This window comes from Nitrospirota bacterium (assembly GCA_016235245.1).
GTDB lineage: Bacteria > Nitrospirota > Thermodesulfovibrionia > Thermodesulfovibrionales > UBA6898 > UBA6898.
Genome location: JACRLO010000012.1, coordinates 40,710 through 60,218 on the forward strand (window position 1 = coordinate 40,710; position 19,509 = coordinate 60,218).

Annotated in this window: 20 protein-coding genes and 1 riboswitch; of the genes, 14 read left to right on the top strand and 6 right to left on the bottom strand. The window is 49.3% G+C overall.

Annotation, left to right across the window (positions count from 1 at the left end; genetic code table 11):
- The first annotated feature begins 12 nt into the window (after positions 1-12).
- Complete coding sequence (locus HZB31_06350) at positions 13-108, top strand: AURKAIP1/COX24 domain-containing protein (protein ID MBI5847559.1); 96 nt, start codon at positions 13-15, stop codon at positions 106-108.
- Between the two features lie 50 nt (positions 109-158).
- On the opposite strand, the gene HZB31_06355 is transcribed toward HZB31_06350, so the two are convergent.
- On the bottom strand, positions 159-887 hold the full coding sequence (locus tag HZB31_06355; protein MBI5847560.1) for a hypothetical protein: 729 nt from the start codon (positions 885-887) through the stop codon (positions 159-161).
- Between the two features lie 849 nt (positions 888-1,736).
- Between HZB31_06355 and HZB31_06360 the strand changes: the two genes are divergently transcribed.
- The 4 genes from HZB31_06360 to metG are packed head-to-tail and all read left to right on the top strand — an operon-like array spanning position 1,737 to position 6,475.
- Positions 1,737-2,588: a dTMP kinase gene (locus tag HZB31_06360; GenBank protein MBI5847561.1), complete on the top strand. Its 852-nt coding sequence runs from the start codon at positions 1,737-1,739 to the stop codon at positions 2,586-2,588.
- A 32-nt stretch (positions 2,589-2,620) separates the two neighbouring features.
- A complete protein-coding gene (holB, locus tag HZB31_06365) occupies positions 2,621-3,634 on the top strand; it encodes a DNA polymerase III subunit delta' (GenBank protein ID MBI5847562.1) in 1,014 nt (337 codons plus the stop codon).
- 1 nt (position 3,635) lies between these two features.
- Complete coding sequence (locus tag HZB31_06370) at positions 3,636-4,511, top strand: stage 0 sporulation protein (GenBank protein ID MBI5847563.1); 876 nt, start codon at positions 3,636-3,638, stop codon at positions 4,509-4,511.
- A 5-nt stretch (positions 4,512-4,516) separates the two neighbouring features.
- On the top strand, positions 4,517-6,475 hold the full coding sequence (gene metG / locus HZB31_06375) for a methionine--tRNA ligase (GenBank protein MBI5847564.1): 1,959 nt from the start codon (positions 4,517-4,519) through the stop codon (positions 6,473-6,475).
- Between the two features lie 2 nt (positions 6,476-6,477).
- Here the strand turns inward: metG and HZB31_06380 are convergent, their stop codons facing one another.
- Genes HZB31_06380 through HZB31_06400 form a run of 5 tightly spaced genes read right to left on the bottom strand, consistent with a single transcriptional unit; the run spans position 6,478 to position 9,550 of the window.
- Complete coding sequence (locus tag HZB31_06380; GenBank protein MBI5847565.1) at positions 6,478-7,122, bottom strand: prepilin-type N-terminal cleavage/methylation domain-containing protein; 645 nt, start codon at positions 7,120-7,122, stop codon at positions 6,478-6,480.
- Positions 7,106-7,507: a prepilin-type N-terminal cleavage/methylation domain-containing protein gene (locus tag HZB31_06385; GenBank protein ID MBI5847566.1), complete on the bottom strand. Its 402-nt coding sequence runs from the start codon at positions 7,505-7,507 to the stop codon at positions 7,106-7,108. The genes HZB31_06380 and HZB31_06385 overlap by 17 nt, the downstream gene beginning before the upstream one ends.
- Positions 7,455-7,898, bottom strand: a complete 444-nt coding sequence (locus HZB31_06390) for a prepilin-type N-terminal cleavage/methylation domain-containing protein (GenBank protein MBI5847567.1) — start codon at positions 7,896-7,898, stop codon at positions 7,455-7,457. The genes HZB31_06385 and HZB31_06390 overlap by 53 nt, the downstream gene beginning before the upstream one ends.
- Positions 7,867-8,301: a type II secretion system major pseudopilin GspG gene (gene gspG / locus HZB31_06395; protein ID MBI5847568.1), complete on the bottom strand. Its 435-nt coding sequence runs from the start codon at positions 8,299-8,301 to the stop codon at positions 7,867-7,869. The genes HZB31_06390 and gspG overlap by 32 nt, the downstream gene beginning before the upstream one ends.
- 55 nt (positions 8,302-8,356) lie before the next feature.
- Positions 8,357-9,550, bottom strand: coding sequence for a type II secretion system F family protein (locus tag HZB31_06400; GenBank protein MBI5847569.1), 1,194 nt, complete (start codon positions 9,548-9,550; stop codon positions 8,357-8,359).
- Between the two features lie 227 nt (positions 9,551-9,777).
- A riboswitch (cobalamin riboswitch) is annotated at positions 9,778-9,991 on the top strand.
- 162 nt (positions 9,992-10,153) lie between these two features.
- Here HZB31_06400 and thiC point away from each other — a divergent pair.
- From thiC to HZB31_06445, 9 genes are read left to right on the top strand one after another with little or no spacing between them, the layout of a single operon-like run.
- Positions 10,154-11,455, top strand: coding sequence for a phosphomethylpyrimidine synthase ThiC (thiC, locus tag HZB31_06405; GenBank protein ID MBI5847570.1), 1,302 nt, complete (start codon positions 10,154-10,156; stop codon positions 11,453-11,455).
- The gene (gene cobU, locus HZB31_06410) at positions 11,455-11,979 is read left to right on the top strand and encodes a bifunctional adenosylcobinamide kinase/adenosylcobinamide-phosphate guanylyltransferase (protein MBI5847571.1); all 525 of its coding nucleotides are present in this window, start codon (positions 11,455-11,457) and stop codon (positions 11,977-11,979) included. The genes thiC and cobU overlap by 1 nt, the downstream gene beginning before the upstream one ends.
- A 4-nt stretch (positions 11,980-11,983) precedes the next feature.
- On the top strand, positions 11,984-13,042 hold the full coding sequence (cobT, locus tag HZB31_06415) for a nicotinate-nucleotide--dimethylbenzimidazole phosphoribosyltransferase (GenBank protein ID MBI5847572.1): 1,059 nt from the start codon (positions 11,984-11,986) through the stop codon (positions 13,040-13,042).
- On the top strand, positions 13,042-13,857 hold the full coding sequence (locus tag HZB31_06420; protein ID MBI5847573.1) for an adenosylcobinamide-GDP ribazoletransferase: 816 nt from the start codon (positions 13,042-13,044) through the stop codon (positions 13,855-13,857). Before cobT ends, HZB31_06420 begins: the two co-directional genes overlap by 1 nt.
- Positions 13,833-14,522 carry a histidine phosphatase family protein gene (locus HZB31_06425; GenBank protein MBI5847574.1) on the top strand — a complete coding sequence of 230 codons (690 nt, stop codon included), beginning with the start codon at positions 13,833-13,835 and terminating at the stop codon, positions 14,520-14,522. Before HZB31_06420 ends, HZB31_06425 begins: the two co-directional genes overlap by 25 nt.
- Positions 14,515-16,071, top strand: a complete 1,557-nt coding sequence (locus HZB31_06430) for a cobyric acid synthase (protein MBI5847575.1) — start codon at positions 14,515-14,517, stop codon at positions 16,069-16,071. The genes HZB31_06425 and HZB31_06430 overlap by 8 nt, the downstream gene beginning before the upstream one ends.
- Positions 16,068-17,048, top strand: a complete 981-nt coding sequence (gene cobD / locus HZB31_06435; protein ID MBI5847576.1) for a cobalamin biosynthesis protein CobD — start codon at positions 16,068-16,070, stop codon at positions 17,046-17,048. The genes HZB31_06430 and cobD overlap by 4 nt, the downstream gene beginning before the upstream one ends.
- Positions 17,045-18,106, top strand: a complete 1,062-nt coding sequence (locus tag HZB31_06440; GenBank protein MBI5847577.1) for a threonine-phosphate decarboxylase — start codon at positions 17,045-17,047, stop codon at positions 18,104-18,106. The genes cobD and HZB31_06440 overlap by 4 nt, the downstream gene beginning before the upstream one ends.
- Positions 18,091-19,506 carry a cobyrinate a,c-diamide synthase gene (locus tag HZB31_06445; GenBank protein MBI5847578.1) on the top strand — a complete coding sequence of 472 codons (1,416 nt, stop codon included), beginning with the start codon at positions 18,091-18,093 and terminating at the stop codon, positions 19,504-19,506. The genes HZB31_06440 and HZB31_06445 overlap by 16 nt, the downstream gene beginning before the upstream one ends.
- The last annotated feature ends 3 nt before the right edge of the window (positions 19,507-19,509 follow it).

Below are 19,509 nucleotides of genomic sequence, written 5' to 3' on the forward strand. Positions count from 1 at the left end.
GGAGGTGAGTCTGTGGGAAGCGTTGTCAAGTGGCGTAAAAAGAAGATGAGCAAGCATAAACACAAAAAACTGCTCAGGAAGACCAAGCATCAGAGGAGGAACAAATAATTAGCCCTGTCTGTTCCAAAAGGCCATACCGTATTCTGGACAGTGCATATTTATTCCAGGCGGGATACCTTTATCCCGACAAACGGCATTTCTCTGCCGTACTCGGATAAAAGGATTTTTCCCACCGTTCCTCCTCTGTTTTTCCTGCCAAAAGCACTCACAAGATAAGTCTTTTCTGCCTCGACTTTTATAATACCGATATGCCCGACGATCTCTCGAGAGATCCGTTTTTTCGGGTCCTTGACAAAAAAAACAAGGTCGCCGCTCTGGAGTCTCCCAAGCGCTTTGGGGATCTCCTGTTTTCGTCTCATCGCTACGCGCTTCCTGCCCCTCTCACCCTTGATCATGACGGTTTCTCCAAGCTCTGCCGTGATCTCCCTGCCCCATTTCCCGCTTTCGATCATGTCTTCACCATATCTAAATCGTTCCGTATAGTTACTGACCCTTCCATCTTTAAGAAGCCCCTTGCCATGAAAGCGTTTATCAAGGGCCACGGTTATCGAGTCGGCAGGGTCCTTTCCGAGCGCAAGCTCAACAGACCTGAATACGTGGTACATGCAGTCTACCCGCTCATCAGCAACGACAACATTTTTTCTCACATATTCTCCCAGAGGATCCGGGTCATACGGCAAAGCGATGAACTGCTCAGCCCAAAAGGCTATTCTCTCTCCTGTTGACCAGCCTGCGGTAGTGCGCTGAAGAACCGCGATCTCATCATCCGCCATAAAAGCGGCCGCAAAAGATGGAAGGAAAACCAATAAAATCAGAAGTTTCTTCATGATTCATTATACCCTTTTCAGGAAAAAGACTTTGAAAGGATAGTCTCCGATAGAGTATCATTCATAGATGTTAAAACCATATATGACAACAGGGATCGGAAGCCTTCCTCACCACAGTGCAATTGATGGGTGCAGGCTTGTACTCAGCTCCTTTGATATTCCGTTTTGGCCTCAATTTCCGAAGATATCCTTTAAAGAGTTCATGATACCGCAGTTCTCTGAGGGCATGCCCTTTTTGAAACTTGATCTTGACAAACAACTGATAGGGGTCGAAAAAAACAGCTCCGATGAACTAGAGCGCTTCTACGAAAGCTGCACACCGGAAAGCAGAATCGCGATATCTGAGGATTATGCCCAGGGCCTGCATGCCTTTCTCAGGATGATCAAGGGCAGGAGATTCAACGTCCTGAAGGGGCATGTCACCGGACCGCTCACCTACACGCTCGGGCTGAAAGACGATACCGGGAAGGCCGTCTATTTTGATGAAGAATTCCGCGAGATCTCACTCATGCTCCTGCAGGCAAAAACCCGCTGGCAGGTCGACATGCTGAAGCAGCATGCTGACAGCGTCATTATTTTTATTGACGAGCCGATTCTTTCTGCCCTCGGGAGTTCAAGCTATCTCGGCGTAAACGCTGATGAGGCACTCAGGCTTCTGAAGGAGATGGTCAAAACGATCAAGACTGAAGGAGGGACCGCCGGCATCCACTGCTGCGGAAATGCCGACTGGCCGATGGTAATGAAAAGCGGTGCTGATATCGTGAATTTCGATGCCTATGACTACCTTGACACCCTTGCCCTGTACCCTGAGGAATGCAGAAGCTTTCTTGAAAAGGGCGGGTATTTTGCATGGGGCATTGTGCCGACGTCGGATGCCATATCAGGAGAAAATCCCGACTCTATTCGCGAGAAATTTCAGGCCGGCCTGCGGACCCTTTCGCAGCATATTCCGCAGGATCTTATCCGCTCCCAGCTGCTCCTTACCCCTTCCTGCGGCACGGGCTCAAGAACCATAGAAGAGGCAGTAAAAATATTCCAGCTGCTTATACGATTGAAAGAGGACCTGGCGTGAAGGGCATTTTCATCTCGCTCGAAGGCATTGAAGGTACCGGCAAGTCGACGCAGGCGAGACTGCTGACCGAATATCTGCAGCAGCGTGGACGGATTATAGTCTGCACGGCAGAACCGGGCGGAACCGCCATAAGTCTGAAAATTCGCGAACTCCTTCTTTCTCTTGATAGCAGAGAAATGGACCCTGTAACCGAACTCCTTCTCTATAATGCAGCCCGGGTACAACATATCAGAGAGGTCATTGCTCCTGCACTGGAAAGGGGAGAGGTTGTTATTTCCGATCGTTTCAGCGATTCCACGCTCGCGTACCAGGGATATGGAAGAGCAATAGACCGCCGGATGATAGAGGCCCTTGATGCGATCGCAACCAAAGGCATGAGACCTGACCTGACCCTTCTGCTTGATATCGATGTCGAGACAGGCCTGCAGAGAAACAGGGAGATCAACAAGCGCGACAGACTCGAACTGGAGGATGTTGCCTTCCATAAAAAGGTGCGCGCCGGTTTTCTTGAAATGGCAGCAGGGCAGCCGGACAGGATACGGATCATTGACTGTAGTGGCAGCATTGAATCCATACACAAAAACATAACAGAGACTGTTGACGCTTTTTTGGATCAACATCCGATATAGCTGCGCAGAGAGCAGAATCCGGCAAAATTGTCATGGCATTGAAAGATATCATAGGTCAGAAAAAGGCTGTCAGCATGCTTCAGGGCATCTTAAAGAGAGACCGGCTTGCCGGCGCATATCTTTTCTGTGGAGAATCCGGCATCGGGAAAAAAACAACCGCAGTGAATTTTGCAAAGGCCGTGAACTGTTTGCATGCCGGCGGCAGCTCAACTGAGGAACAGGTCGGTTTTTTGCTGACCCCTGACCCCCAATCCCAAGTCCCTGCTTTTGACGCCTGCGAAGTCTGCGACTCCTGCCTCAAGATCAATGCGGGCACCCACCCTGATGTCGTAACGATTGCGCCTGAAGAACGCATCATCAAGATAGAGGAGGTGCGGGCCATTGAAGAGACCCTGTCCTTCAGACCTTTTGAGGGAAAAAAGAAAACGGTCATTGTAGATGATGCTGACAGCATGAATCTCTCGGCGGCAAACGCCTTTCTTAAAACCCTTGAAGAACCGCCCGAAGACAGCCTTATTATTCTGGTCACATCTCGGCCTGATCGTCTTCCTGCAACCATACGTTCACGGTGCTCGAAGATCTCGTTTCATACGCATTCACTGACTTCCTGCAGAGAGATCCTTAAAGAGAAGATGAACGGCGACGAGGCTGACCTGACACTAAGGCTTTCCCTCGGAAGACCAGGGCTTGCCCTATCCTCAGACGTCAGGGAAGATCGGGATTGGTTTATGGCCCTGCTGGGGGCAATGACCCAGGCCGAAAAAGATGGCTGGGCATCACGGGAAGAGATGGAGAAATGGTTTGACCTTGCCCTGATGTTTATCCGGGATCTTGCCGTGCACAGAATAACCGGGAAGGCCTCGCATCTCATAAACGCGGACCTTGCTGAAACTCTGGGGAAGATAGGAAAATCTGTCGACATACAGGGTATAATACTAATATATAAGGAACTGAGCTTCATAAAGTCGATGCTGCTGTTCAATCTGAACAAATCGCTCACATGGAACTACACCGCATCCCTGCTGAGAAAGGAACTGTATCCATAGTATGCCTGATATTGTCGGAATACGTTTTAAGAGCTGTGGAAAGATCTACGAGTTTGATGCAAACGATCTTGACCTTCGTAAAGGGGACAAGATCGTCATTGATTCAGAGTTCGGTCTGAGCATCGGAGCGGTTGTGGAGCCTCCGCGTCCCCTTGAAAGTTCGCCGAAGGATCTGAAAAAGGTACTCCGTGTCGCCTCAAATGAGGATTTCAAGCAAAAGGCCGACAACGAAAAATTCGAACAGGAAGCAAAGAGCTTCTGTTATGAGCGGGTTATGGCACGGGGATTGCCGATGAAGCTGGTTCGGGCCGAGGCGACACTTGACCGGAAAAGGATTGTTTTTTACTTCACTGCTGACGGAAGAATAGATTTCCGGGAACTTGTCAAAGACCTCGCCGCCAGATTCAAGACGCGCATTGAGATGCGTCAGATCGGCGTAAGAGACAAGGCAAAGCTCGTTGGCGGCTTTGGTCTCTGCGGCCAGGAACTCTGCTGCAAGGCCTTTCTTTCCAATTTTGAACCTATCTCGATAAAAATGGCAAAACAGCAGGACCTTACGCTTAACACGGGAAAACTCTCAGGGGCCTGTGGCAGACTTATGTGCTGCCTTGGATATGAATATCACGAAGGTCAGCAGCCTTTGACCGCCGAAGAGCGTGGGCGCAGGAAGAAGGAACCCATCGCTGAGCCGGCAAAAGTGGTCGAAGAAACCCTGCCTGTCGACAGTGAGATCGCACCCCCTGCAGGGGCCTTTGCGGAAGAGGCAGCAACGCCTTCAGCGGAACAAAAAAGTGAACAACAGCCGGGGAATCCCCATAAGAGAAGACGAAGAAGACGCAACAAAAAGAGACCGCCAAAACCGGAAGCAGGTGCCTGAAGCAAGTGCATAAGAAATTCTATGTTACTACACCGATCTATTATGTAAACGATATCCCCCATATCGGTCATGCATACACGACTATTGCAGCTGATATACTGGCGCGCTATCACAGACTGAAAGGCGATGAGGTGTTCTTCCTCACCGGCACGGACGAGCATGGCCAGAAGGTGGAGAAGGCTGCTGCGGATAAAGACCGTTCTCCCAAAGAACATGCGGACCTCCTTGTTGATAACTTCAAGGCCATATGGAAGAAACTGAATATCACCAATAATGCCTTTATCAGGACAACAGACGCTAACCATATCAAGACCGTGCAGGGCCTCCTCCAGATGCTCTGGGACCGGGGCGAGATCGAGAAACGCTCCTATTCCGGATGGTACTGCACGCCTGATGAGAGGTTCTGGACAGAGAAGGATCTTGTAGGCGGAAACTGTCCTGACTGCAACAGACCTGTTGAGCAGATCCAGGAAGAAAACTATTTCTTCCTGATGTCAAAATATCACGAGAGGCTTGTTGCCTATATCAAGGATCATCCTGACTTTATCCTTCCGGAGACAAGGCGGAATGAAGTACTCGGCTTCCTCAAGAACAACGCCCTTGGAGACCTCTGCATATCAAGGCCGAAACATCGGCTCTCATGGGGCATACCACTTCCCTTCGATGACAGGTTCGTCACCTATGTCTGGTTCGATGCGCTGGTGAACTATTTTTCTGCAACGCGCTATCTTGCACCAGATGCAGATAAGGCACGAACAGGCGATTTCTGGTGGCCTGCTGAGCACCACCTTGTCGGCAAAGATATTCTCACTACTCATGCGGTGTACTGGTCAACCATGCTTATCGCGCTCGGTCTTCCCCTGCCCGGCAATATCTTTGCCCATGGCTGGTGGACAATAGAGGGGAAAAAGATGTCCAAGTCGGTCGGCAATGTTGTTGACCCTCATGACATGGCCGACCGCTACGGCGTGGACGCCTTCAGGTACTTTCTCTTTAAAGAGGTGCCCTTCGGCCTTGACGGTGACTTTTCAGAGCAGGCCCTGGTGAACCGCATCAATACTGATCTTGCAAATGACCTCGGCAATCTCCTGAGCAGGTTCATCACCATGGCGGAGAAATATTTCGGCGGGATGATCGAAAAGCCGCAACCCTTTGGCAAGACAAATTTCGGACTGCAGTGCCGTAATGCTTTTAACAGTGCCCATAATACTGAAATCTGGTCCCGCTGCCAGTTCAATACTATTCTCGATCATATCTGGGACCTGGTGAGAGCATCCAACAATCATGTCGCCCAGACTGAACCATGGAAACTGGCAAAGTCAGATCTGCCCAGGCTCAAGGAGGTCATGTTCGACCTCTGGAACACGCTCAGGCTTGTCGCCCTGTCGATCTATCCTTTTATGCCGGCAACGGCAGACAAGATATGGCAGCAGTTAGGACTGGAATCACTGACCAACGAGACAGGAAAAAGCAGAACGGAAACAGAAGAATTCCCCAGCATCTACGATGTCGAATGGGTGCCGGGCTATACCATAAAAACAGCAAAAGGGGAGCAACTCTTTCCGAGGATAGAAAAGGAAAAAAAGATGACAGAAGAGTTAAAGACAGAAGCAAAGCAGGAAGAGAAGAAGGAAGAAACAAACCTCATCGCCATACAGGATGTTGCAAAGGTCGAACTCAGAATCGGGAAGGTGATAAGCGCCGAGAGAGTGAAAAAATCAGACAAGCTGCTCTGTCTTCAGGTGGACACCGGTGGCATGCGCCAGATCGTGGCAGGCATCGGGAAGGCCTATGCGCCTGAAGACCTTGTAGGCAGAAAGATCGTCGTGGTCACCAATCTCCAGCCCGCAAAGCTGATGGGCGTTGAATCACAGGGCATGCTCCTTGCCGCAACAGGCTCTGACGGCGTACCAATCATTCTCATGCCTGAAAAGGACGTTGAAGAAGGGGCAAAGATCAGGTAATTTCAGCGCGGACCGGTTGGCTTCCGCTGAACTGCAGTCTTGACGATCATTTCGGGAATCTCGAGCTTCTGTCCTTTGCGTTCAAGGGTTATCTTAACCTTAACGGCTGCAGGTATTGTCTCTTTGTCTTTGGGGTCCCATTCGCTGATCCAGGTACCCTGCTTTTCCCCTTCCTTGATTTCGAAGAATTCAAACTCTATTTTTTTTACCTCAGGGTCAAGCAGATAGACTTTACCGTTACTGTCTTCAAACACATCTTCCAGAAAATATATTTTTTCCCGGATCTTCAGCCCTTCATTGTCTGCAAAGATCGAGACCCATTTCAATCCTGCAAGGTCCTCCGGTCCTGCGCCGTGAGTATCAATGCTGGATGTCACAAAACCGACCCTGTCAGACTTGCCGTCGAAGAATATCTTCTTTTCGTCAGGCTTCTTCAAAAAAAAGGGATAGGTACCCCTGATAAGCCACGCAATCCTGTCTTCCAGAATACGCACTTTCTGCGTCACCTCGCTCCGCTCTGTGCCTTTTGACTGTGACATGTATCCAAGCCTCATGGCCGCACCAAGTACAACAAGGATCAGGATCGAGAGGGTTATCGCGATGAGCAGTTCGAGGAGCGTAAAGCCCCGGTTATCCTTCAGGAGCATAGACAGAACGGAGTCCTTTGATGGTCAGGTTTCCGGAAGGAGGCCAGGTGACGGTCACCACGATCTCATAGAGCTTCGCCTTCTTGTCCTCCGATTCTGATTTAATCACCACTTGCCGGCTGACCGTATAGTATTTCTCATATTCTTTTGATCCTGATGCATCAGAAAGATCAGAGAAGCTGTATGCTTCATCGAGCATGGAACGTGCATAGAAAATCGCTTTGGTGATGTCTTCGGCCTTCTTTGTTGAACGCAGAGCACGGGAATAGAGCTGAAACACGGCCACTACCGCAACAGCCATGATCGCGAGAGCGACCATAACCTCCATCAGACTAAAGCCGTTTGATTGAAGACGTGCCGAGGACCTGATTGACCTCAATCGCATATTTCTGCCCTTTTTCATTCTGTATTTCTATCAGGCCTCCGGAGCTGTTCCCCTTGGGGAAAAAGAAGATATCTGCCCCGGTTACGGGATATTTTTTCGGAACGATATGATTCTCTGACGGTTTTGAACCCGGATAATCAAGCCAGTACGTATTCGTCTCCTCGTTGAGCCTGAAAGCGACCTCTGTTCTGTCAAGAATGGCAGCCTCCCTGGCATGCCGTGTCGTCAGGTATATCCTGCGCGCCTCTTCCGTAAAGAGTGCCTTGTCGCGAAATCTCCCGACAGAAACTGCAACAATGGATACGATTATACCGACAATAAAGAGAACAACAAGGAGCTCAAGGAGCGTGAATCCACTCCTATTCCCAACTGTTGACGTCTTTATTTTCACCTTCTCCCCCTGCAGCACCATCAGCACCATAGGAAAACAGGTCATAGTCACCATGTGCCCCTGGTGCCTGGTACTGATAGGGTTTCTGCCAGGGATCGTTCGGCACCCCTTTTTTGAGATAGGAACCGTCCCAGCCCTGTGCACCGGGATTCGTGACCAGCGCATTGAGACCTTCTGAAGTAGTTGGGTATCTGCCGACATCAAGCCGGTAGCTGTCAAGGGCCTGGCCAAGCATCTCTATCTGGGTCCTGGCAGCAGACTGCTTGCCTTTCCCGACCTTGCCAAATATCTGGGGGCCGACAAGGGCTGCCAGCATCCCGAGGATGACCATAACGACCAGCAATTCTATGAGCGTAAAGCCTTTTCTGTTGTTAACGTGACCCTGTTCTTTTCTATTGTTCATATATCCTCCTGCTTTTCAGTATTCTGGCTTCTGATTTCTCTATTCTGTATTCTTGCTACATTGGTATCTCGTTGATGCTGAAGATGCCCATAAGCATGGAAATGACGATCAGGCCTACCACGATGCCCATGAGCAGGATAAGCAGGGGCTCAAAGAGACTCACAAACCGTTTGATAAGGTTCCTGGTGTCTGCCTCGAACCTGTCTGCTATCAAAAGAAATGTCTCCTCTAGTCTTCCTGCCTCTTCACCGACCGCCACCATCTGGTTAAAAATAGCAGGGAAGACGCCACTCTCTCTCAAGGGGACAGAAATACCCTTGCCTTTGCTTACGCCCACTTCCAGCACAATAAGCTTCTTTGCAACAACGTCATTGTCTATGACATCCCGTGAAACCCGTATGGCCTCAAGAATCGGAACACCGCTCTGAAGGAGTGTGCCGAAGGTCCTCGAAAATCTGGCAATGATGAATTTCATGCTCAGCTTTTTCAGCACAGGCACTTTCAGCTTGAGCCCATCGATATAACTCTTGCCCTCTGCAGTCCTTGCATACCCGCGAATCAGAAAAATAATCGCAACGAGCCCGCCCAGGAATGCCCACCAGTAGGCTGCAAACAGGCTGCTCACCTTCATCAGGATCAAGGTAGGCAGGGGAAGTGTCTGCCCCATATCAGAGAATATTTTAGCAAAGTTCGGGATAACAGAGAGCATCAGCACTGACACGGCCAGGCCACCGACAACGGTAAGGAGAATAGGATAGATGAGCGCTGAGGTAATCTCCTTTTTGAAATTGATACTTGTTTCAAGAAAACCTACCAACCGCTTAATGACTACCTCAAGAATCCCGCCTGACTCTCCTGCCTTGATCATATTGATATAAAGCCGTGGAAATATTCTGTGCTTGGCCATGGCACTCGAGAGCGTATTGCCTCTCTGGATGTCAATATAGACTTCCTTGATGATCGCACAGAGCGCCTTCTTCTCAGAGTGCTCTGAAAGCACATAAAGAGCCCTGTCTATGGGCAGTCCTGATTCAAGCAGGTTGCCGAGTTCCTGAGTAAAGATCAGGACATCTTCGTTTGTTATCCTCTGAAACAGGGAGATTTCTTTTGCCTCGCTCACCTTGATACTGAGAGGCACAAGCCCCATGCCCCTGAGCGTTGACTTAAGGGTGTCTTCGTCCGAGGAAGAAATTGTTTCTTTTACTTTTTTCCCGGCGGAATCAATGGCTTCGTAGCTGAAGACAGGCATGAGCCTATCTTATCACGCTGGGCAAAAGACCGTCAAACAAGGGAATCCTGCGAATCTGCTGCTGTCATCTGAAGACGTTATTTATGAATTCTGTTTTTGTTATTGTGGTATTTTTTGGGGAACTTCAGGCTAACGATCATGCAGAAATAAATTTGACGCAACGATAATTTTTCTTTCACAATCTGATAATTGCAGGTTGAACTTGATATATTTGCCGCTTTGTTGTCACAATAGCGCAACGTTCAGGTGCCAAGAGGCATAATAGGGAATCCCGTGAGGAAACAATCCGATCCGGGGACGGTCCCGCCGCTGTAATCCTGATCCCGGCCATGCCGGGATAAACGCCTTTGCTGGTAGTACGCCACTGTTCTGATTATCGGGATGGGAAGGCTGGCAAGGGTCAGGAGAGTCAGAAGACCTGCCTGGATGAAGCAGGGTATAGGTATTAGGGAACAGGTATTAGTAAAAAACTAACACCCGCTCCCCAACCCCCGATCCCTCAGATGCCTTCCCGCGGATGGAAGAAGAGGATGAAGTGAAACAGGGTGCAATCCTCAAGGCAAATTTTCTGCCTTGAGGATTTTTTATTTTATGGAGACGACAATGACACAATTGGAAAGAGCAGCAAATGGCGAAGTTACCGCGGAGATCAGGGCAGTTGCGGATATCGAAGGGTTCGATATTGAAATCATTCGGAGACGGGTTGGAGGCGGAAAGATCGTTATTCCTTCGAACAACAACCGAAGAAAGAGGGTCGTAGGCATAGGAAAGGGGCTCAGGACCAAGGTAAATGCCTCGATCGGCTCATCAACCGAGATCGCGGACATTGCGATGGAAGTTCAAAAGGCAAAAATCGCAGAACAGTACGGCGCTGACACTCTGATGGATCTGAGCGTTGGCGGTGACATAGAAGCGATCAGAAAGGCCGTGCTGGACGAGATCAGCCTCCCCGTAGGTACTGTTCCGCTTTATGAGGCCTTTGCGATTGCGATCGAAAAATACGGCGCGGCTGTCAATATGCCTGCAGAACTGCTCTTTGAGATGATCGAAAAGCAGTGCGCAGAAGGGGTCGGCTTCATGGCGATCCACTGTGGTATTAACAAAAGGACTGTCGAGATGCTCAGGAAGCAACACTACCGGTACGGCGGACTTGTTTCAAAGGGCGGCTCGTACATGGTTGCCTGGATGGAGCATAACAAGAAGGAAAATCCTCTTTACGAACATTTTGACCGCGTTGTCGAAATCATGAAGAGGTATGACGCAGTACTCAGCCTCGGCAACGGATTCCGCGCAGGCGCGATCCATGACGCATCAGACCGGGTACAGATCCAGGAGATGCTGATAAACTGCGAACTTGCAGAGCTCGGCCGTGAACAGGGCTGCCAGACCATGGTAGAAGGCCCGGGCCATATCCCTATCAACGAGATAGAGGCAAATATCATTATGGAAAAGAAGATGAGCGGCGAGTCGCCGTTTTATATGTTAGGCCCGATCACGACCGACATTGCGCCCGGATACGACCATATCACTGCTGCGATTGGGGCAGCTCTTTCCTCTTCCTTTGGCGCTGACTTCATCTGTTATGTTACACCTTCCGAGCATCTCGGCCTGCCGTTTCCTGAAGATGTCAGGGAGGGTGTTATTGCATCGAGGATTGCGGCCCATGTCGGCGACATGATCAAGCTCAAGAACCTGCATCAGGATAAGGAGATGTCAAAGGCAAGGCGGAATATGCAATGGGATAAACAGTTCTCCCTTGCAATCGATCCTGAGCGGGCTAAAGAGATCAAGGCAAAGAGGGGCAATGGCGACGAGCATTCCTGCACCATGTGCGGAAAGTTCTGCGCCAATGATATGCTCCGTGGCATGTTCGAAGCCGACATGGCCGGCTCTGATAAAAAATAATGTCAGAACGCATTAACAGAATTACCTTTGTACTGGGCGGAGCGCGGAGCGGCAAGAGTTCCTTCGCGCTCAATCGCGCCTCAGAACTGCCGGGACAAAAGGTGTATATAGCCACGGCACAGGCATTCGATGCGGAGATGTCCGACCGCATCGCAAAACATAAAGAAGAGCGGGGCAGTGACTGGAATACGGTCGAAGAGCCTTTGAATTTAGCAGAGGTATTAAGAACTGCTTCCTCTACCCATGATGTTGTTCTCGTTGACTGCCTCACTCTCTGGCTCTCTAATCTCATGCTTGCCGATAAAGATCAGGAAAAAGAGATGCAGTTTTTTATCTCATCACTCATTACTCATCACGCATCACGGGTTTTTGTAGTCTCAAATGAAGTCGGTATGGGTATTGTCCCGGACAACGAACTTGCCCGGAGATTCAGGGACATGGCAGGAAGGCTGAATCAGCAAATTGCAGCTGTTGCCGACGAAGTCTATCTCGTGGCTGCAGGAATATCGATAAGGATAAAATAGGGGGATGGATATGCAGGATACTATCAGGAAGATCGAAGCGGTCAGACCGGAATTTTTCGAAGGGGCGCAAAAGAGGCTGGACAATCTCACAAAACCTCCCGGAAGCCTCGGCAGACTTGAGGATCTGGCAAAACAGCTCGTTGCCATTACTGAAAATACCATGCCGGTAATTGACAAAAAAGTGGTATTCACCTTTGCCGGAGATCATGGAATTACTGAGGAGGGAGTGTCTGCATACCCAAAGGAAGTGACCCCTCAGATGGTATTTAATTTCATTAGAGGCGGTGCAGGAATAAACGTTCTTGCCAGACATGCAGGTGCAGAAGTGATTGTCGTAGATGTCGGCGTTGACCATGATTTCGGCAACATCGAAGGGCTCGTGTCGCGGAAGATCATGCGCGGTACAAAAAATATGATGAAGGGTCCGGCCATGACCAAAGATGAAGCGCAGCAGTGCATTCAGGTCGGCATTGATCTCGCCTCAGAATATGCCGGAAAAGGGTACCAACTCTTTGGCACCGGTGATATGGGCATAGGCAATACAACACCTTCCAGTGCAATCGCCTCTGTGATGACCGGCAGGGCAGTTGCCGACGTGACAGGCAGAGGTACTGGCATAACTGATCAGTCCCTGAAGCGGAAGATCGAAGTTATCGAAGAGAGTATAAAATTAAACAGACCTGATTCTTCAGATGCACTTGACGTTCTTGCAAAAGTAGGAGGTGCTGAGATTGGCGGGATTGCCGGCCTGATCCTCGGGGCTGCAGCCCACCGTATTCCTGTTGTTATCGATGGGTTTATCTCTACTGCCGGGGCCATTATTGCATACGGCATTGAGCCTAAGACAAAGGACTATATGATCGCAGGCCACAGTTCTGTCGAGATCGGACATAAGGCCATGCTCGAAAAGCTGGGGCTGGAGCCAATTCTGAATCTGAATCTGAGACTTGGTGAAGGCACAGGCGCTGCACTTGCGATGCATATGATCGAGGCAGGGCTGAGAATATACCGGGAAATGGCCACATTCGGTGAAGCGGGCGTCACCGACGACATTATCAATTAATGAAGAAGATGCTGCTTGCAATACAGTTTCTGACCATAATACCGGTGAAGATAAAAGGCGATGTATCTGAAAAGGACATGGTCGATTCATCCATATTCTTTCCGGTTGCGGGCGCCTGTCAGGGGCTGATGATCACATTGACAGCAGCGGTGATGGTTCGCTTCTTTGATGCAGCGGTTGTATGCGGCCTCATCATGTTAGCGCATATCATATCCAACGGAGGATTTGATCTGGACGGTCTTGCAGATACCGCTGACGGTCTGTCGGTGAAATCTTCAGGCAACGCTGCTTCAGATATCGAAAAGCGTCTGCTGGTTATGAAAGACAGCACGATAGGCGCAGCAGGGGCCACGGCAATAGTAATGTCGCTTATGCTGAAATTTCTGCTTTTGAACAGTCTTTTTCATCTGGTCCCACTGTCGCTTTTTCTTGGGGCCGTATTTATGATGACCGTATTTTCGAAGTGGGTAACAGTCCCTGCAATGCTGCATTGCCGCTCTGCGCGAAAGGATGGACTCGGCAGGATCTTTATCGATAATATCAAGGCTGGGCATCTGATCGGTTCAACGCTTGTTCTGTTTATTCTTTTTGTAGTCTCTTTTTTTTCGGTTCTGCAGGACCGATTCCATGTAGGCTACACGTTTCTTTTTGTTCTTCTCGTTGTATCGCAATATCTTTTATCCATCGCGGCGGTTCAGTTCTTCAGAAAAAGGCTCGGGGGAATGACCGGGGATACGCTCGGCGCACTGAGTGAGGCATCAGAGATAATTTCTTTAATGGTGACATATACATGGTTACGACACTCTATCTCATAAGGCACGGCGAGACAGAAGGCAGCGAGACAAAACGCTATAAGGGCAGCATTGATGTGCCTCTGTCTGAAAACGGCATAAGGCAGGTCGAAAGGACCTCCGTGTTTGTGGCCGCACAGGTGAAAGGCTCCTCTTCTTCAAGGCATATGAGCTATCTAAAAGATATTCATGACACGCAGGCGACTCTGTCAGGGTTTTCTGACAGGTTGAAGGCTGTCTATACATCTGATCTCTGCCGGGCGGTTAAAAGCGGAGAGATCGTTGCTGCTCCTCACGGCATTGTACCTATTGAGGTCACTGAACTCAGGGAACGGAGCTTCGGTATCTGGGAAGGCATGAGCTTTACAGAGATCAAGGAGCAGTATCCTGAGGAGTTTAATGCATGGGCAGACAACCCGCTGAAATATAGCCCTGTGGACGGTGAGAGCACGCTTGCGGTGAAAGAGAGGGTAATAACAGCACTGGATAAGATACTGTCAGGCCATGCCGGTGAATGCATCGCTGTTGTAGCTCACGGCGGCGTCAACAGGATAATCCTCTGTCATGTTCTGGGCATTCCGCTCGAAAACATATTCAGGATAGAACAGGATTATGCAGCTGTAAATGTTATCGAGTTCTGGGACAAGTATCCGGTTGTGAAGCTGATAAATGGCAATGCAAATGACTAAAGCGCTGATGATACAGGGCACGGGTTCAGGGGCAGGTAAGAGCCTTATTGCGGCAGCGTTATGCAGAATCTTTGCCGATGAAGGAGTGAGGGTCGCCCCATTTAAGGCACAGAATATGGCACTTAACTCGTTTATTACCCAGGAGGGCAGCGAGATCGGAAGGGCCCAGGCCCTGCAGGCAGAGGCGGCAAGAGTGGTACCGACTGTCGATATGAACCCGATACTGCTTAAGGCCTCTGGCGAGATGGGCTCCCAGGTGATTATCCATGGCAGGGCGTTTCGATATATGAAGGCGCAGGAATACTATACCTTTAAAAAAGAGGCATGGAAGGCGGTAACTGCATCGTATGAGAAACTTGCCAAGGCTTTCGATCTGATCATTATGGAAGGCGCAGGCAGTCCTGCAGAGATAAATCTTATGGATGTAGACATTGTGAATATGTCTGCTGCAAAAATGGCAAGAGCGCCTGTGCTGCTTGTCGGCGATATCGATAAGGGCGGGGTCTTTGCATCGCTTTACGGCACCGTGAAACTATTAGGCAGAGACAGCAGGCATATCAAGGGATTTATTATCAACAAGTTCCGTGGCGATATGGAGATTCTTCGACCCGGACTCCAGATGATACAGGACAGGACAGGGAAACCGGTTATCGGTGTGCTTCCCTATGTCCATGATCTGGGTCTGCCTGAAGAAGACGGCATGGCCCTGTCGCAAGGTTCAAGGAGCAGGGACCATGGCTCAAAAGAGATCCGAATAGTCATAGTCAGGCTGAAATATATCTCCAACTTCACAGACTTTGACCCGCTTGCTCAGGAACCTGATGTGGAACTCGTTTATTCCACCAATCCTGCTGAGATCGAAAATGCAGATATGGTTATTGTCCCCGGATCAAAAAATACCGTAAAGGATCTGCTGCTTCTGAGAAAGCAGGGCCTTGATAAAAGCATCAGCAGGGCTTTTGCAAAAGGCATTGAAATTATGGGTATGTGCGGAGGATATCAAATGTTAGGCAGCAGAATCCTCGATCCGCACCATGCAGAGAGTTCACATCCTGAAGTGGAAGGCCTTGGGCTTCTGAATATTGAGACTATTTTTGAAAATGAGAAGATTACCTGTCAGGTCGAGGCGGAAGAGGCAGGTATTAGGGATTGTGGATCAGGGATCGGAAATAGTGCCAACCCCCAAAACCAAATCCCTAATCCCCGCCTTTCTGGCTATGAGATACATATGGGCAGGAGCACTGGTGATATCGGGCTGTTCAGAATCAGGAGATTGTCTTCAGACTTATCACCCATCACCCATCACTCATCACGAATTCTGGACGGTTCAGTCAATAAAAACTGCTGGGGCACTTATCTGCACGGCATCTTTGACAACAACACATTCCGGCGTGATCTGCTTAACCGGATCAGGGAAAAGAAAGGCCTGCCTGTTCTGCCTGTTACGGTCGACTATACAGGAATGAAGGAAAAGGCATTGGACAATCTTGCTGCCATGGTAAAAAAGAATATCGACATGGAATTCCTCAGGAGGATCTTAACCCTGTGATCGGACCTCTCGAACTTATTCTGGCATTTATTCTGGACCTCGCCATAGGCGACCCGAGATGGCTGCCCCATCCTGTCAGGATCATCGGGAAGGCGATTTTGTATATGGAAGACCTTCTCAGATCTTTCTTTTCTGGAAGCAGGGAAAAGGCCGGAGGTGTCATCCTCATTCTTTTGATTGTACTTCCGTCTGCCCTTTTGACGTATCTGCTTTGTATTATGTTGAGAGAGGCGACATCAGGATTTCTTCTGATCATGAGCGAGGCACTCCTGATATATCTGGTCGGAACAACGATTGCCCTTCGGGAACTTGTTTCGTCAGCAAAACAGGTAATCGACTCGATAAAGGCCGGCATGCTTGATGATGCCAGACAACATCTGAGCATGATCGTTGGACGGGATACGGCGGAACTCTCTGAAGATGGAGTGCTGCGGGCAACAATCGAGACGCTTGCTGAAAACCTCTCTGACGGCGTAATCGCACCAGTTTTCTATCTCGCTATTGGCGGTCTGCCTCTTGCGATTGCATACAAGGCGATCAACACTTTAGACTCTATGGTCGGATACAAGAATGAAAAATATTTTCGTTTTGGCTGGGCGGCTGCAAGGCTCGACGATATCGCCAATTATATCCCTTCCCGATTGTCCGGATTGCTCGTCGTAATATCGTCATGTATTATTCAGAGGTCTTTTTCTGCGGCCCGTTATGCAATGAACATCATGTTCCGTGACAGCAGGAACCATACGAGCCCAAACAGCGGAGTACCTGAAGCTGCAATGGCAGGGGCACTTGGTATCAGGCTCGGGGGACCTTCAACGTATGGAGGTGTGGTAATCGCAAAGCCCTATATCGGTGATATCAGAAATATAGACTATCTTTCAGCCGCAAGGAAGACCGGCTCTATTGTTATTGTGGCTTCTGGGTTATCGGTAATCGCTGCTGCGGTCATACTCGAACTAGTGAGAACTTCGCGATGACAGGGCACGGCGGCAATATCCATAAGGCTTCGCAGATGTCTGGCCTGCCACTGAAACAAATTCTTGATTTCAGCGCATCCATTAATCCTCTTGGAGTGCCGAAGACTGCAATTGCGGCAATAAGAAAAGCAATAAGTCTTCTGCCACACTATCCTGAACCTTTTGCTGAGTCACTTGCCTCCTCTATTGCGCGGTATTATGGCGTTTCAGCCGAATCTGTGGTCTGCGGCAACGGCAGCACTGAACTCATATATCTGATCCCGCGGGTACTCAAACCGAAAAGGGTGCTGGTTACATCTCCCTCCTTTTCTGAGTATGAAAGGTCCTGCAGTAGTATTCGGAAGACAGACATCAGAAGGCTTAAGCTGGAACCCGAAAATAACTTTGATATAGCTTCTGAGGCATTTATTAGGTCGATGAAAGGTTGCGATCTGGCATTTCTCTGTAATCCGAACAATCCTACAGGAAGACTTTTAAAGAAAAAAGACGTTCTGAAGATCGCAAACGCAGCCAAGGATCTTGGATGTTATCTTGTTGTTGATGAAGCCTTTATGGATTTCTGTCCGGATGAAACGGTCATAAAGCATGTCAGCCGGAATCCGTATCTGATTGTGCTCAGGTCCATGACCAAGTTCTATGCGCTTGCCGGACTCAGGCTCGGGTTTGGAATATTTCCGCTCAAGGTGGCCCAGAGAATGAAGATGCAGAAAGAGCCATGGACAGTAAACTGTATTGCTGATGCTGTCGGCAGGGCTGTGCTCGAAGATACGGGGTGTCGGACAAAATCACTTGATATGATGCGTCGTGAAAAAAAGTATCTCGAAGAGGGCCTCGACAGACTGGCTATTAAATATATTCGTTCAAGCGCAAACTATTATCTGATCAAGATGAAAGATGCGCAGAAGGTTATTCATGCCCTCTCAAAGAAGGGTATCCTTTTAAGGGACTGCTCCAACTTCGATGGCCTCGGCGAAACATACCTTAGAATTGCGGTCCGTTCAAGAAAAGAAAATCGAATCCTGTTAAAGGAGTTGTCGAAATTATGTCCGGCATCGTAGTAGCAGGCACACACAGCGGTTGCGGCAAGACGACCGTAACACTCGGGTTGATGGCTGCCTTGAGGGAAAAGGGACTTATTGTCCAGCCATTCAAGTCAGGACCTGACTTTATCGATGCCGGTCTTCATCGGCTTGTAACTGACAGGCCTTCGAGGAACCTTGACCTCTGGATGTGCGGAGAAAATTATGTCAGAAACTGTTTTGTAAGGCATTCGCTTGATGCAGATATCTCGGTGGTCGAAGGAGTGATGGGGCTCTATGATGGTACCTTGAGCACTGCAGCGCTTGCCGGCTGTCTCGGGATTCCTGTTGTTCTTGTTGTCGATGCCTATGGCATGGCAGAGACAGCAGGGGCGATTGTGAAAGGGATGATCGATTTCAGCCCCCTCCTCTCTCCCCTCCTTGCCAAGGGACCAGAAGTAGGTGCTTTTAAGCAGGGGATGGGGGAGGTGAAGTCGCCACTTAATTTTGCCGGCGTTATCTTTAACCGTGTTGCATCAGAAAATCACTTTAAGCGGCTTAAGGAGAGTATTATAGATATGCCGGTGCTCGGCTATCTGCCGAGGGACCTGAACTTTGAAATACCCCACAGACACCTTGGTTTAACAACAGCTGAGGATAATCCTATTGCAAAGGAAAACATCGACAGACTTACCGATGCGGTCATAGGACAGATTGACGTTGATCGTATAATAAAGAGCGCGTCCAGGCTCAGAGGTCAAGGCCCGGGGCTGTCAGATAGCGAGGACCAATCCCCTGTGACTTGCCGTATTGCTGTTGCCCGAGACAGGGCCTTCTGCTTTTATTATGAGGATAATCTCGATCTGCTGAGAGAGGCGGGTGCTGAGCTGGTCTTCTTCAGCGCTCTTGAGGACACTCAGCTGCCAGTCAAAATTGATGGTATTTATATCGGCGGCGGATATCCTGAACTGCATGCGGAACAGCTATCCCGAAACAGTTCCATGCTCATGGCAATCAGGAATTTTGCGGAATCGGGCAGAACGATATATGCGGAATGCGGCGGGCTGATGTATCTGTCTAAAGGAATATGGAAAACCGAACATGAGAGATATAAGATGGCCGGGGTTTTCCCCTTTGAGACGGTAATGAAAAAAGGCAGGTCGCGCCTTGGGTATCGTGAGATAGGTCTGACCAGAGACTGCCTTCTCGGCAGCAGTAATGAAGTTGCAAGGGGGCATGAATTCCACTATTCTGAGATTATGGATGGGCAGGATCAGGGGGTGGCACGCTCCTATTCTGTAAAGAATGGATCAGGAGATATACTTTCGGCTGCAGGGTTTACGTATAAGAGAACCCTCGCCAGCTACATCCACCTTCACTTCGGAAGCAATCAGGCTATAGCAAAGGCATTTATCAATTCTTGCAGGGATGAAAGGTAATAA

Coding starts and splice junctions, on each gene's coding strand:
- HZB31_06355 (MBI5847560.1), bottom strand. CDS start 887: ATGAAGAAACTTCTGATTTTATTGGTTTTCCTTCCATCTTTTGCGGCC.
- HZB31_06360 (MBI5847561.1), top strand. CDS start 1,737: ATGGGGCATTGTGCCGACGTCGGATGCCATATCAGGAGAAAATCCCGA.
- holB (MBI5847562.1), top strand. CDS start 2,621: ATGGCATTGAAAGATATCATAGGTCAGAAAAAGGCTGTCAGCATGCTT.
- HZB31_06370 (MBI5847563.1), top strand. CDS start 3,636: ATGCCTGATATTGTCGGAATACGTTTTAAGAGCTGTGGAAAGATCTAC.
- HZB31_06380 (MBI5847565.1), bottom strand. CDS start 7,122: ATGCTCCTGAAGGATAACCGGGGCTTTACGCTCCTCGAACTGCTCATC.
- HZB31_06385 (MBI5847566.1), bottom strand. CDS start 7,507: ATGCGATTGAGGTCAATCAGGTCCTCGGCACGTCTTCAATCAAACGGC.
- gspG (MBI5847568.1), bottom strand. CDS start 8,301: ATGAACAATAGAAAAGAACAGGGTCACGTTAACAACAGAAAAGGCTTT.
- HZB31_06400 (MBI5847569.1), bottom strand. CDS start 9,550: ATGCCTGTCTTCAGCTACGAAGCCATTGATTCCGCCGGGAAAAAAGTA.
- thiC (MBI5847570.1), top strand. CDS start 10,154: ATGACACAATTGGAAAGAGCAGCAAATGGCGAAGTTACCGCGGAGATC.
- cobU (MBI5847571.1), top strand. CDS start 11,455: ATGTCAGAACGCATTAACAGAATTACCTTTGTACTGGGCGGAGCGCGG.
- cobT (MBI5847572.1), top strand. CDS start 11,984: ATGGATATGCAGGATACTATCAGGAAGATCGAAGCGGTCAGACCGGAA.
- HZB31_06420 (MBI5847573.1), top strand. CDS start 13,042: ATGAAGAAGATGCTGCTTGCAATACAGTTTCTGACCATAATACCGGTG.
- HZB31_06425 (MBI5847574.1), top strand. CDS start 13,833: ATGGTTACGACACTCTATCTCATAAGGCACGGCGAGACAGAAGGCAGC.
- HZB31_06430 (MBI5847575.1), top strand. CDS start 14,515: ATGACTAAAGCGCTGATGATACAGGGCACGGGTTCAGGGGCAGGTAAG.
- HZB31_06440 (MBI5847577.1), top strand. CDS start 17,045: ATGACAGGGCACGGCGGCAATATCCATAAGGCTTCGCAGATGTCTGGC.
- HZB31_06445 (MBI5847578.1), top strand. CDS start 18,091: ATGTCCGGCATCGTAGTAGCAGGCACACACAGCGGTTGCGGCAAGACG.